General features: G+C 68.3%; 11 protein-coding genes and 1 pseudogene. 11 read left to right on the top strand and 1 reads right to left on the bottom strand.

Going from position 1 to position 13134, the window contains the following annotated elements; genetic code table 11:
* From nuoH to WBA97_RS25695, 11 genes are all read left to right on the top strand, one after another.
* Entirely contained in the window at window positions 1-1314 is a 1314-nt protein-coding gene (gene nuoH, locus WBA97_RS25745) for an NADH-quinone oxidoreductase subunit NuoH (RefSeq protein ID WP_424233495.1), read from the top strand.
* Complete coding sequence (nuoI, locus tag WBA97_RS25740; RefSeq protein ID WP_424233494.1) at window positions 1301-1849, top strand: NADH-quinone oxidoreductase subunit NuoI; 549 nt, start codon at window positions 1301-1303, stop codon at window positions 1847-1849. Before nuoH ends, nuoI begins: the two co-directional genes overlap by 14 nt.
* Window positions 1846-2691 (top strand): NADH-quinone oxidoreductase subunit J, encoded by an 846-nt coding sequence (locus WBA97_RS25735; RefSeq protein ID WP_424233493.1) that lies wholly within the window; start codon window positions 1846-1848, stop codon window positions 2689-2691. Before nuoI ends, WBA97_RS25735 begins: the two co-directional genes overlap by 4 nt.
* Window positions 2688-2987: an NADH-quinone oxidoreductase subunit NuoK gene (gene nuoK / locus WBA97_RS25730; protein WP_075127779.1), complete on the top strand. Its 300-nt coding sequence runs from the start codon at window positions 2688-2690 to the stop codon at window positions 2985-2987. The genes WBA97_RS25735 and nuoK overlap by 4 nt, the downstream gene beginning before the upstream one ends.
* Window positions 2988-3045: 58 nt before the next feature.
* A complete protein-coding gene (gene nuoL, locus WBA97_RS25725; protein ID WP_424233532.1) occupies window positions 3046-4956 on the top strand; it encodes an NADH-quinone oxidoreductase subunit L in 1911 nt (636 codons plus the stop codon).
* Window positions 4957-4976: 20 nt separating this feature from the next.
* Window positions 4977-6566, top strand: coding sequence for an NADH-quinone oxidoreductase subunit M (locus WBA97_RS25720; RefSeq protein WP_424233492.1), 1590 nt, complete (start codon window positions 4977-4979; stop codon window positions 6564-6566).
* A 10-nt stretch (window positions 6567-6576) separates the two neighbouring features.
* A complete protein-coding gene (gene nuoN, locus WBA97_RS25715; protein ID WP_424233531.1) occupies window positions 6577-8175 on the top strand; it encodes an NADH-quinone oxidoreductase subunit NuoN in 1599 nt (532 codons plus the stop codon).
* Window positions 8176-8241: 66 nt separating this feature from the next.
* Window positions 8242-8604 (top strand): VOC family protein, encoded by a 363-nt coding sequence (locus WBA97_RS25710; RefSeq protein WP_424233491.1) that lies wholly within the window; start codon window positions 8242-8244, stop codon window positions 8602-8604.
* Between the two features lie 212 nt (window positions 8605-8816).
* Window positions 8817-9830 carry a polyprenyl synthetase family protein gene (locus WBA97_RS25705; RefSeq protein ID WP_424233490.1) on the top strand — a complete coding sequence of 338 codons (1014 nt, stop codon included), beginning with the start codon at window positions 8817-8819 and terminating at the stop codon, window positions 9828-9830.
* Window positions 9831-9962: 132 nt separating this feature from the next.
* Window positions 9963-11486 (top strand): hypothetical protein, encoded by a 1524-nt coding sequence (locus WBA97_RS25700; RefSeq protein ID WP_424233489.1) that lies wholly within the window; start codon window positions 9963-9965, stop codon window positions 11484-11486.
* A gap of 107 nt (window positions 11487-11593) precedes the next feature.
* Entirely contained in the window at window positions 11594-12523 is a 930-nt protein-coding gene (locus WBA97_RS25695) for a hypothetical protein (protein ID WP_424233488.1), read from the top strand.
* A 36-nt stretch (window positions 12524-12559) separates the two neighbouring features.
* On the opposite strand, the pseudogene WBA97_RS25690 reads toward WBA97_RS25695, so the two are convergent.
* Window positions 12560-13134: pseudogene (locus WBA97_RS25690) on the bottom strand (2-oxoacid:ferredoxin oxidoreductase subunit beta); the annotation flags it as partial.

The following is a 13134-nucleotide window of genomic DNA, read 5'->3' as shown; positions in this document are numbered from 1 at the left end:
ATGGACAGGGCTGCACTCCTTGCCGACGACCCGCTCTGGCTGATCCTGATCAAGGTCGTGGTCGTGCTGCTGATCGGGCCGATCATGACGATCGGCCTGATCGTGGGCGAGCGGAAGGTCATCGGCCGCATGCAGCACCGGCCCGGCCCCAACCGGGTCGGCCCGTTCGGGCTGCTGCAGTCCCTCGCGGACGCGATCAAGCTCCCGTTCAAGGAGCAGATCATCCCAGAGGGCGCGGACCGCAAGATCTACTTCCTCGCCCCGGTCATCGCCACGATCCCCGCGCTGATGGCGCTGTCCGTGATGCCGATCGGCCCCGAGGTCTCGATCTTCGGTGAGCGGACGGTGCTGCAGCTGGTCGACCTGCCGGTCGGCGTGCTGGTGGTGCTGGCCTGCTCGTCGCTCGGCGTCTACGGCATCGTGCTCGCCGGCTGGTCGTCCGGGTCGCCGTACCCGCTGCTCGGCGGGCTCCGCTCGGCCGCGCAGGTGATCTCCTACGAGATCGCGATGGGCCTCTCGCTCGTCGCGGTGGTGCTGTACGCGCAGTCGCTGTCCACCGGCGACATCGTCGACGCGCAGAAGAACGGCTGGTTCTTCTTCCTGCTGGTCCCGAGCTTTCTGATCTACCTGGTGTCGATGGTCGGCGAGACCAACCGCGCCCCGTTCGACCTCCCGGAGGCCGAGTCGGAGCTGGTCGGCGGCTTCCACACCGAGTACAGCTCGATGAAGTTCGCGCTGTTCTTCCTCGCCGAGTACGTCAACATGGTGATCGTCTCGGCGTTCGCCACCACGCTGTTCCTCGGCGGGTACATGGCGCCGTGGCCGATCTCGCTGATCGGCGACAACTACTTCAACTCGGGCTGGTGGCCGGTCCTCTGGTTCTTCGGCAAGACCTTCGTGCTGCTGTTCGGCTTCATCTGGCTGCGCGCCACGCTGCCGAGGTTCCGCTACGACCAGTTCATGAAGATCGGGTGGAAGGTCCTGGTGCCCGCCAACCTGGTCTGGATCGTCGCGGTGGTCGCGGTGCGCGCGTTCCGCAACGAGCAGGACGTCTCCACCGGCCAGTGGGTGTTCTGGGTCGGCGCCGGCCTGGTCGTGCTGATCCTGCTCGTGCAGCTGCTGCCCGACCGCAGGGTCGACGACGACGAGGAGCTCGTGCCGATCACCGGTGGCGGTTATCCGGTCCCGCCGCTGGACCTGGAGATTCCCCAGCCACCCAAGCGCAAGGCCGTCCGCGGCCGGGACCGCCGCCGCCAGCGGGCCACCGTTGCGGCAGCCGCGCAGGAGAAGGAGTCCACCGATGGGGATGTTTGATCCGTTCAAGGGCTTCGGGGTCACCTTCTCGACGATGTTCAAGAAGGTCGTCACCGAGCAGTACCCCGAGGACTTCCGGCCCACCGCGCCGCGCTACCACGGTCGCCACCAGCTCAACCGGCACCCGGACGGGCTGGAGAAGTGCGTCGGCTGCGAGCTGTGCGCGTGGGCCTGCCCGGCTGACGCGATCTTCGTGGAGGGCGGCGACAACACCGAGGAAGAGCGCTTCTCGCCGGGTGAGCGGTACGGCAAGGACTACCAGATCAACTACCTGCGGTGCATCGGCTGCGGCCTGTGCGTCGAGGCCTGCCCGACCAGGTCGCTGACGATGATCAACGACTACGAGCTGGCCAACGACAACCGTCAGGACCTGATCTGGACCAAGGAAGAGCTGATGGCGCCCCTCATGAAGGGCATGGAGCAGCCGCCGCACCCGATGCGGCTCGGTGACAACGAGCAGGACTACTACGTCGACGCGCCGCGCCTTGCCAGGAAGTGGGGCTACCCCGATCCCACCAAGGAGGACGTCAAGTGAACGCGGCGCTGGTCCTCGCGCAGGGCGTCCAGAACCAGATGTCGACCGGTGAGTCGATCTCGTTCTGGGTGCTCGGCCCGCTGGCCCTGTTCGGCGCGCTCGGCATGATCTTCGCGCGCAACGCGGTGCACTCCGCGTTGTTCCTCGTGCTGACGATGCTGTCCCTCGGTGTCCTCTACATGGTCCAGCAGGCGCCGTTCCTCGGCTTCGTGCAGATCATCGTCTACACCGGCGCGGTCATGATGCTGTTCCTGTTCGTGCTGATGCTGGTCGGCAGGGACTCCTCCGACTCGGTCGTCGAGGTGCTGCGCGGGCAGCGGCTGTTCGCCACGATCCTCGGCATCGGTCTCGCCGTGCTGATCGTCGCCGCGGTCGCCAGGTCGCTGACGGAGGTGACGCCGGTCGGGCTCCAGGGCCCGGAAGCCAACGGCGGCAACGGGAACGTCGAGAACATCGGCCGGTCGATCTTCACCGACTGGCTGTTCCCGTTCGAGCTCACCTCCGCGCTGCTGATCGTCGCGGCCGTCGGTGCCATGGTCCTCGGCTACGTCGACCGGCACACCCGCGGCCGCAAAACGCAGAAGGAGATGGTCGAGGACCGCTTCAGCGGCAGGCACGACCGCCCGTCGCCGTTGCCCGGTCCCGGCGTGTTCGCCACGTCGACCTCGGTCGCAACGCCCGCGCTCCTGCCGGACGGCTCGATCGCGCCGGAGTCGCTGTCGAAGCTCATCGAGTCGGTCGCCAAGGATTCGTTCGACGACGACCGCAAGTTCGTCGCGGACACCTTCCACACGGCCGATGCCCGCTCGCTCAACCCGTCGAGTGAAGGGGAGGCGAAATGACCCCGACGGTTTACCTGCTGCTCTCCGCGCTGTTGTTCACCATCGGCGCGGTCGGTGTGCTGGTCCGGCGCAACGCGATCGTCGTGTTCATGTGCATCGAGCTGATGCTGAACGCCGTGAACCTGTCGCTGGTCACCTTCGCACGGATCAACGGCTCGCTTGACGGGCAGATTATGGCCTTCTTCGTGATGGTGGTGGCCGCGGCCGAAGTGGTCGTCGGGCTCGCCATCATCATGTCGATCTTCCGTACCCGCCGGTCGGCCTCCGTGGACGACGCCAACCTGCTGAAGTACTGAGGGGTATTCCGTGTCGTCTACATACCTGGTGGCCCAAGAGGTCCACGAGGCAACGGGGTTGGCGGGCTCGGCCTGGCTGCTGGTCGCCTTCCCGCTGATCGGCGCCGCCGTGCTGTTGTTCGGCGGCAAGGCCACCAACGCGTGGGGCCACCTGCTCGGCTGCCTGACCGTCATCGCGTCGTTCGTCTACGGCGTCATGCTGTTCTTCTCCTCCACGGGAATGGCGGAGTCCGAGCGGGTCCAGAACGTCTCGATGTTCGACTGGATCCCGGTCGACCAGCTGCAGGTCGAGTTCGGACTGCGCATCGACCCGCTGTCGATCAGCTTCGTACTGCTGATCACCGGTGTCGGCGCGCTGATCCACATCTACTCGATCGGCTACATGGCCGACGACCCCGACCGGCGGCGCTTCTTCGGGTACTTCAACCTGTTCGTCGCCGCGATGCTGATCCTGGTGCTGGGCAACGGTTTCGTGACCCTATACCTCGGCTGGGAGGGCGTTGGTCTCGCCTCGTACCTGCTGATCGGGTGGTACACCAACCGCCCGGCAGCGGCGACCGCGGCCAAGAAGGCGTTCCTGATGAACCGGGTCGGCGACGTCGGCCTTGCGCTCGCGATCTTCATCATGTTCGCCGAGCTGGGCACCACGCAGTACACCGAGGTGTTCGCGAACATCGGCGACCTGTCGCCCGCGACGATCACCACGATCACGATCCTGCTGCTGCTGGGTGCCTGCGGTAAGTCCGGCCAGGTCCCGCTCCAGGCGTGGTTGCCCGACGCGATGGAGGGCCCGACCCCGGTCTCCGCCCTCATCCACGCGGCGACCATGGTCACCGCCGGTGTGTACCTGGTGGCCCGCGCCAACCCGATCTACATGCAGTCGGAGGACGGCCGCCTGATCGTGACGATCATCGGCGCGGTGACGCTGCTGGTCGGGTGCATCATCGGCTGCGCGTACGACGACATCAAGAAAGTCCTCGCGTACTCGACGGTCAGCCAGATCGGCTACATGATGCTCGCGGTCGGCCTCGGCCCGTTCGGGTTCGCGCTCGGCATCATGCACCTGCTGACGCACGGCTTCTTCAAGGCCGGGCTGTTCCTCGGCGCAGGCTCGGTCATGCACGGCATGAACGACGAGGTCGACATGCGCAAGTACGGCGGACTGTGGCGGATCATGCCGATCACGTTCGCCACCTTCGGTCTCGGCTACCTCGCGCTGATCGGCATCCCGCCGTTCTCCGGCTTCTTCTCCAAGGACGCGATCATCGAGGCCGCGTTCGGCGCGGAGGGCTGGCGCGGCTGGGCGTTCGGCGGCGCGGCACTGCTGGGCGCCGGCCTGACCGCCTTCTACATGACGCGCCTGATGTTCATGACCTTCTTCGGCAAGAAGCGGTGGGAGGAGCTCAAGTCCGAGGACGGTCGCGACTTCCACCCGCACGAGTCCAAGCCGGTCATGTGGGTGCCGATGGCGGTCCTCGCGATCGGGTCCATCGGCGCGGGCTGGTTCTTCTCCTCCGGCGAGCGGCTCGCCGAGTGGCTTTCCCCGTCGCTCGGGACGCTGCAGGAGGCCGAGCACACGGCCATCGACCACAACCTCATCCCGTGGCTGACGGTCGGGCTGTCGCTGCTCGGGGTACTCCTCGCGTGGCTGATCGTCGGCCGTCGTGACGTGCCGGTGGTCAAGCCGGAACCGGCGAGCTTCCCGGTCAGGGCGGCACGCAGGGACCTGTACGGCAACGCCCTCAACGAGACCTTGATCGCCCGTCCGGGCACCTGGCTCACGCGGGCGCTGGTGTACGTGGACAACAAGGGCGTCGACGGGCTCGTGAACGGGATCGCCGCCGGGTTCGGCGGCAGCTCCGGCCGGTTGCGCAGACTCCAGACCGGGTTCGTCCGCTCCTACGCGGCGTCGATGCTCGCCGGTTCGATCCTGGTACTGATTGCCTTCCTGGCGGTGAGGTACGCATGAACACGACGTCCTCTGCACAGATGCTCGAGCCTGCGAGCAGCTCTTCGGCAGGTGCGGCCCTGCTGGTCGCACTCCTCCTGATCCCGCTCGTCGGCGCGCTCGTCGTCGCGTTCCTGCGGGACAACGACCGCCTCGCCAAGCAGGTGGCGCTTGGCTTCTCGCTCGCCGAGTTCGTGGTCGCGGTGATCGCCTGGATCTCCTACGACCCGGCGGGCGCGCGGATGCAGCTGGCCTTCTCGGTCGACTGGATCCCGGCGCTCGGCGTGCACCTGTCGTTCGGCATCGACGGCATCGCGCTCGTGATGATCGCGGCGCTGGCGCTGCTGGTGCCGGTCGTGATCGGTGCCGGCTGGACGGACAAGCTGCCGGCGGACCGCAGCGCGGGTGCGTTCCTGTCGCTGATCCTGCTGCAGCAGGCGATCACCATGGGCGCGTTCGCCGCGACCGACGTGTTCGTGTTCTACGTGCTGTTCGAGGTCATGCTGATCCCGATGTACTTCCTCATCGGGCAGTATGGCGGCGCGCGGCGCCAGTACGCGGCGGTCAAGTTCTTCCTGTACTCGTTCCTCGGCGGCATGATCATGCTGGCGTCGATCATCGGCGCGTTCGTGCTGGCCGACGCCGAGCTGGGGGCGGGCACGTTCGACTGGGCCACGCTCGTCCAGGTGGTCTCGAACGCGCCGCTGGAGAACCAGATCTGGATCTTCCTCGGCTTCTTCCTCGCGTTCGCGGTGAAGGCGCCGCTGGTGCCGCTGCACACCTGGCTGCCGGACGCGGCCGCGGAGGCACCGATCGGCGTCTCCGTGATCCTGATCGGCGTCCTGGACAAGGTCGGCACGTTCGGCTTCCTGCGCTACCTGCTGCCGATGACCCCGGAGGCCAGCAAGACGCTCGCGCCGCTGGTGCTCGTCATGGGTGTCGCCGGTGTCATCTACGGCGCGCTGCTCGCCACCGGGCAGCGGGACATGAAGCGCTTCATCGCGTACGTGTCGATCGCGCACTTCGGCTTCATCGCGCTCGGCATCTTCTCGTTCTCGGCGCAGTCCGAGACCGGCGCGGTGTCCTACATGCTCAACCACTCGATCTCGACCGGCATGCTGATCCTGGTGATCGGCATGGTCGTCGCCCGAGGCGGTTCGTCGCTGATCGCCGACTACGGCGGGCTCGCCAAGATCACCCCGGCACTCGCGGGCGTGTTCCTGGTCGCGGGCCTCGCGTCGCTGTCGCTGCCCGGCACGAACTCGTTCATCTCCGAGTTCCTGGTGCTGGTCGGGTCCTACGGCAACGAGCCGGTGTACACGGTCATCGCGACGATCGGCATGATCTTCGCCGCGTTGTACATCCTCTGGCTCTACCAGCGGGTGTTCCACGGCCCGGTTCGCGGCAACGCCCTCGTCGACGTCACCGGCGGCCCCGGCACCGCGATCGCGCCGGAGGTCGGCGCCCGCAAGGCCATCCTCGACCTGAGCGGCAGGGAGAAGCTCGTTCTCGCCCCGCTCATGGTCCTGGTGCTCGGCATCGGCTTCTACCCGAAGCCGGTGCTCGACGTGATCACGCCGACGGTTGACGCCACGTTGTCGTCGGTCGGTATCCCGGACGGAGGCAACTGAGTTGTCCGCACTGCTATTCCTGGCTCAGGACACTCCGGCCAAGGAAACGCTGCCCCCGATCAACTATCCGGCGATCATGCCGGTGCTGATCATCCTGGGCGTGGCATGCGTGGGTGTGCTCGTCGAGGCGTTCCTGCCCAAGCACCAGCGGTGGTCGGCGCAGGTGTTCCTGACGCTGCTCGCACTGGTCGCCTCCGGCGTGGCGCTGGCGTTCTACATGGGCGACGCGCCATCGGCCGGTGAGACGACGCTGTCCGGCACGGTGGCGATCGACAGCCCCGCCCTGTTCCTGTGGGGCACGCTGCTGGCGCTGTCGCTTGGCGCGGTGCTGATGATCGCGGACCGCTCGGTGGAGCCGGGCGGTGCCTTCGTCGCCACCGCGGCGATCCGCCCCGGCACCATCCAGGACCGTGAGCAGCGGCTGGGTGCCCACCCGGCCCGCCGCGACGCCGCCCGCTTCGGCATGCAGACCGAGGTCTTCCCGCTGACGCTGTTCGCGCTCGGCGGCATGATGGTCTTCTGCGCGGCCAACGACCTGCTGACCATGTTCGTCGCGCTCGAGGTGCTGAGCCTGCCGCTGTACCTGATGTGCGGCCTTGCCCGCCGTCGCCGTCTCCTGTCGCAGGAGTCGGCGGTCAAGTACTTCCTGCTCGGCGCGTTCGCGTCGGCGTTCTTCCTGTACGGCCTCGCGCTGCTCTACGGGTACGCGGGTTCGGTGAAGCTGGAGGACATCGCCAACGCGGCCGCGGGCTCGGACCGGTCCGACACGCTGCTGTTCGGCGGCATGGCGCTGCTGATCGTCGGCCTGCTGTTCAAGGGTTCGGTCGGCCCGTTCCACGCGTGGACGCCGGACGTGTACCAGGGCGCACCGACGCCGATCACCGCGTTCATGGCGGCGTGCACCAAGGTCGCCGCGTTCGGTGGCATCCTGCGGGTCCTGTCGGTCGGCCTGGAGTCGACCCAGTGGGAGTGGCGCGGCATCATGTGGGGCGTCGCCATCGTGTCGATGATCATCGGCGCGGTGCTCGGCCTGACGCAGACCGACATCAAGCGGATGATCGCGTACTCGTCCATCGCGCACGCCGGGTTCCTGCTGATCGGCGCGATCGTGCTCTCGCCGGAAGGCGTGTCCTCGACGCTGTTCTACCTGCTGGCGTACGGCTTCACGACGATCGCCGCGTTCGGGGTCGTCTCACTGGTCCGCGACGCCGACGGCGAGGCGACGCACCTGTCGCAGTGGGCCGGGCTGGCGAAGCGTTCGCCGCTGGTGGCCGCGGTGTTCACGTTCCTGCTGCTCGCACTGGCCGGCATCCCGCTGACGTCCGGCTTCATCGGCAAGTTCGTGGTGTTCTCGGCCGCGCTGTCGTCCGGGATGGCACCGCTGGTGGTGGTCGCACTGGTCGCGTCGGCGATCGCGGCGTTCTTCTACCTGCGGGTGATCGTGCTGATGTACTTCAGCGAGCCGGCACCCGACGGTCCTTCCGTGACGGTGCCCGGTGCGTTCACCACCGCCGCCATCACACTGGGCGTGGTGGTCACGTTGCTCCTCGGCATCGTGCCCGCGTTCGCGCTGGACTGGGCGGGGACCGGGACGTTCGCCGTGCGGTAATTGTCTTGTGTGGACGGCGCCCACCTGTTGTGGTGGGCGCCGTTCTTCTTTTATGAGGGGGTCTGAATGCGGGTCCAGCACATCACCGTCGACTGCGCTTCACCGTACGAACTGGCGCGGTTCTGGAGCATGGTGACCGGATGGCCGATCAGTGCGATCGACGAGCCAGGGGACGACGAGGTGCTGATCGAGCCGCCGGAGCCGGGGATGGCCGAGTTGCTGTTCGTCCGGGTGCCGGAGGCCAAGGCCGGGAAGAACCGGCTGCATCTGGACCTGGTGCCCACCGAACGCACCCGTGACGAGGAGGTGGTCCGGTTGACCGCCGAGGGTGCGACGGTGGTCGCCGACCGCAGGACGCCGGAGGGGCGTGGCTGGGTGGTCATGGCGGATCCGGAAGGCAACGAGTTCTGCGTCGAGACCGAACGCTGAGGTTGTCCACAGGCACGGCCGCAACGGGCCGCCCCTGTCGGTGATCCTCGTTAGGCTGGATTTCGGGGGGCCGCGGCCGTGCGCGTTCGCGGGTTGGGGCTGGGGGTTCCTTCTGGCGTGCGTCAGGTGTGTCACACGTACTTCGTGGCGTGGGGAAAAGGCTGGAGATTAGGCTGAAGCCAGGGATTTCTAGGTTGGGGAGCGATGTTGACGTGACTGCAGACCAGACCGTGCCGCGACTACCGGCGTCGCTGGGGCTCGATCAGGCCGATCCGGTTCTCGTCGACGCCATCACCGACGGCCTGGTGCGGGTCGAGGACGTGCTCCGGACGGTGGTCCAGAGCGAGGTCGAGTTTGTTGAGCAGGCAGCGTTGCACCTGGTCAGGGCGGGTGGCAAACGTTTTCGTCCGCTCTTCACCCTGTTGTCGGCGCAGTTCGCCGACGGGAACACCGACGAGGTGATCACGGCGGCCGCTGCGGTCGAGCTGGTGCACCTCGCGACGCTCTACCACGACGACGTGATGGACGAGGCCACCATGCGGCGCGGCGCCAAGAGCGTCAACGCGCGCTGGGACAACACCATCGCGATCCTCACCGGCGACTTCCTCTTCGCGCACGCGTCGGGGCTGGTCGCGGAGCTCGGCAGCGATGCCGCGCGGATCATCGCCGAGACGATGGGCCAGCTGGTCACCGGGCAGATGCGGGAGACCATCGGACCCGGCGATGGCGACGATCTCGTGGGGCACTACCTCGCCGTGATCGGGCAGAAGACCGGCTCGCTGATCGCCACGTCCGGCCGCTACGGCGGGATGTTCTCCCACGCGGCGCCGGAGCACACCGAGGCCCTTCACCGTTTCGGCGATCTGATCGGCACCGCCTTCCAGATCTCCGACGACATCATCGACATCGCCTCTCCCGCGGACGAGTCCGGCAAGATCCCGGGCACCGATCTGCGCGAAGGTGTGAAGACCCTGCCGATGCTGTACGCGCTCGCGCAGGATCCTGACCCGCGGCTCACCGAGCTGCTCGCCGGTCCGATCACCGACGACGAGCTGGTGGACGAGGCGTTGACCCTGCTGAGGAAGTCCTCGGGGCTTGAGCAGGCGGTGCGCACGCTGAGTGACTATGCCGAGCGGGCACGCGCCGAGCTGGTCACGCTTCCGCCCTGCTCGGCGCGGGATGCCCTGGACATGCTGGCACAGTACGTAGTCGCACGTACACGATAGGCGACCATCCGTCCGAACTCAGTGTGTCGGGCTTGCCAAATCGACCGGGTGGTTCTTGCGGCTCGGTCAGCCGCAGTAGCCTGACTACCGCCCTGCTTTGCATTCGGGCGGTGCGCGGAGGGAGTTCGATCGATGCCGATCTTTGGGCAGGTCTGGTTGTGGAGTTCGCTGGCCTTCCTGCTCGGCGCAGTGCTGTGCTGGTTGCTGGTGGCTCGCCCGGCCCGCAACCGCGTCAGTGAGCTGGAGGCCCAGCTCACTCCGCGCACGCGCCGTTCGGGCCCCGAGAGTGCGGAGCAGGCCCGGCGGAGGGACGACGAGGCCGAGTTCTCCCGGTCCGTGGTGCCAGGGCTCGGCGACCGGACCGGCGACCGGACCGGCGACCGGCCCCACAACGACGATGCCGAGTACCTCACGCGTTACGCGATGCGCGACACGCCGCCGCCGCTGCCACCCGAGCGTGACCGGCACGACGCGTACGCCGACTCGGAGCCGTTCGAGCCGGGCGGCCGCGACTACGCGCCACCGGCGCCGAACACGGAACTCATCCAGAGTGGCCCCGGCGCGGCCGCGACGCAGTACCTCGACGTGTCGTCGGGCTCGCTGACCGCGCCGCCCGAGGTGCCCACGATGTCGCAGCCGCCGTCGGACCGCGGCTGGTTCGACGACGAGCTGCGCGGCGACGCCGCCAACCAGGGGCCGGAGGAGCAGCCCGCGCTGCCCCGCAACCGTCACCAGCTGGACGACGAGTTCGATGTGCGGCTCATCGACGACGACGCGGACGAGACCGCCATCGGCAGCGCGCTCGACGCCGAGGAGCCCGAGGAGCGGCCGCGGCCGGCGATCGAGGACGACGGTGGCACCGTCTTCACCCAGCGCACGCATCCGATCCCCGGTGAGCTGATCCGGCAGATCGACGAGGACGGCAAGGCCGAGCGCGAGCAGGCCGAGAGCGGGGCGCTCGCCGACGACTTCATCGACGACCTGGCGGACGAGCCGGCCGATGTGATCGCCGAGCGGAGCGTCGAGTTCGAGCCTGCCGCCGCACAGGAGTCCGGTACCGGCGCGTCGCACGCCATGGTCGAGCCGGAGCCCGAGGCACCCCCGGAGCTTCCGCAGGAGCAGACGGCGGTGGTCGCCGCCGTCACCGAGAAGCCCGCGAACGATCTTCCGCGCCGGGTGCCGAAGCAGAACCGGATCACGCAGGGCGTGTCGGTGCGGGTGGAGCCAACTCCGAACGCGCTGCCCAAGCGTGTGCCGGGGAAGCCGAGGCACCAGGTCCCGTTCGGGGTGCAGCCGTCGGAGTCCGCCGAGTCCGCCCCGGCCGCACAGGCCGCCGCGGTCATCGACGAGGTGCCGGACAGCCCGAGGTCGCTGTTCGAGCCGATCGTCCCGGCCGCCGACGAAGGCACGTCCACGCCGCCGCCCCCGCACCGCTTGCGGCAGGGCAGTGGCGGTGGCCGCGGTCCGTTCGGTCCCGGCTCGGCGATGCCGCTCCCCGGTGGGGCGTCCCCGTCGCCGGAGTTCACGATCAAGGCGAGCGTCGCGGCTCTGCGGTACTGCACACCGGAGTCTCCGCAGTTCGGCCGCACTGTCGCCGAGGTCTGGTTCCGCACGGCCGCTGACGCCGAACGGGTGGGATTCCGCCCCGTAGGCTGAGTTTGTGACAGCGACTTGACAGCCGGTCATCGGCCGGGTTGGCGGTTGCCCTATTGTTCTCGCCTATCGGTGATCGTTACCGCGTCATCCGCGAGGAGGCAGACGCCGTGAAGTGGTTGCAACAGCTCATCGGGAAGCTGAAGTCGATCGGCGGCCGCAAGGAGGCCACGGACACGACGGCGACGACGGCGGCCGCCGAGTCGGCAGGCCAGGCCAACGCCGCGGCGGAAACGGCACCGGCCACGTCCGCCGAGACCGAGGCCACCGCGAAGGTGGACGCCGCCGAGTCCGCGAAGACCGACGCCGAATCCGCTGCCGTCACCGCGGAAGCGGCGAAGAGCGCTGCCGAATCGGCGAAGGCGGCCAGCGAATCCGCCGCCGAGGCCGCCGCCGAATCCGCGAAAGCCGCGAAGAGCGACGCTGAGTCCGCGAAAGCGGGCAAGGAATCGGCCGAGGCAGCGACCGAAGCGGCCGCGACAATCGCGAAGGCGGATGCCAAATCCGCCGAGGACAGCAGCAAGTCCGCAGCCAATGCCGCTGCCGACAGCAAGTCCGCCGCCAAGTCCGCGAAAGCGAGCAGCGAATCCGCGCCCGCGAAAGCGAGCACCGTAGCCCCAGCCGCGCCCGCGAAGGCGAGCGGCGAATCCGCGGCCGTGCCCGTGAAGGGCGCTGCCAAGTCCGCGAAGGCGGACGCCGGAACCCCTGCCGCCAAGGCCGGGTCCGCGGTCGGGGAAGCCGGTGCCGCGAAGCCTTCCGCGGCCAAGGCCGCCAAGGCAGAGCCCGCCGCCCCGGCGGTCAGCACCTCCGGCGAGGGCGGCCCCTACGGCCCCGCGTCCGCGCGGCCGGGCGCCGACGGTTCCGCGCCATCCTCGGACTTCGCCGTGAAGGCCAAGGAGTCCTCGAAGCTGTTCCACACCGAGAAGTCCCCGTACTTCGGGCGCACCAAGGCCGACGTCTGGTTCAAGACCGAGGCCGACGCGGAAGGCGCGGGCTTCCAGGCATGGGACCACAAGAAACGCGCGGCAGCCAAGAAATGAGAAAAGGCCCGGAGCCTCGGCTCCGGGCCTTTTCTCTTATCCGACCGTCCAGGTGTCGTTGCCGTTCAGCAACGCCTGCAGGTTCGGTGGCTTCGTCTCCTCAGCAGCGGTCACCTGCTGCCGCGCCTGGTCGTCGTACGTCGGCCGCTGCACGTTGCGGTAGATGCCCGTGACCGTGTGGGACAGGTCCTGGGCCGACAGCCGCGACAGCGCGAACGCGTAGGACGGGTCTTCGATCGTCGAGTCGTGCACCACGATCCGGTCCTCGCCGACCTCGCTGACCTTCGCGACCTCGAACCCGCCGAAGTCGGTCCGCACCACGCCGAACTCGCCCTCTGGCCCGAACCGCACCGGCTTGCCGTCCTCCAGGGGGATCAGGCGTTGTTCCTTCTCGCCCGTGTCCTTGAGTACGTCGAAGGCGCCGTCGTTGAAGATGGGGCAGTTCTGGTAGATCTCCACGAGTGCCGATCCGCGGTGCTGGGCCGCGGCGGTCAGGATGGAGGTCAGCTGCGCCCGGTCGTTGTCCAGTGTCCGCGCCACGAACGTGGCTTCAGCGCCGATCGCGAGCGAGAGCGGGTTGAACGGGTGGTCCACCGACCCCATCGGGGTCG

Source organism: Actinophytocola sp. (assembly GCF_049647105.1).
In the GTDB taxonomy this organism is placed as follows: domain Bacteria; phylum Actinomycetota; class Actinomycetes; order Mycobacteriales; family Pseudonocardiaceae; genus Actinophytocola.
The sequence above is the reverse complement of the archived record's forward strand: the minus strand, read 5'-3'. Positions and strand labels throughout refer to the sequence as shown.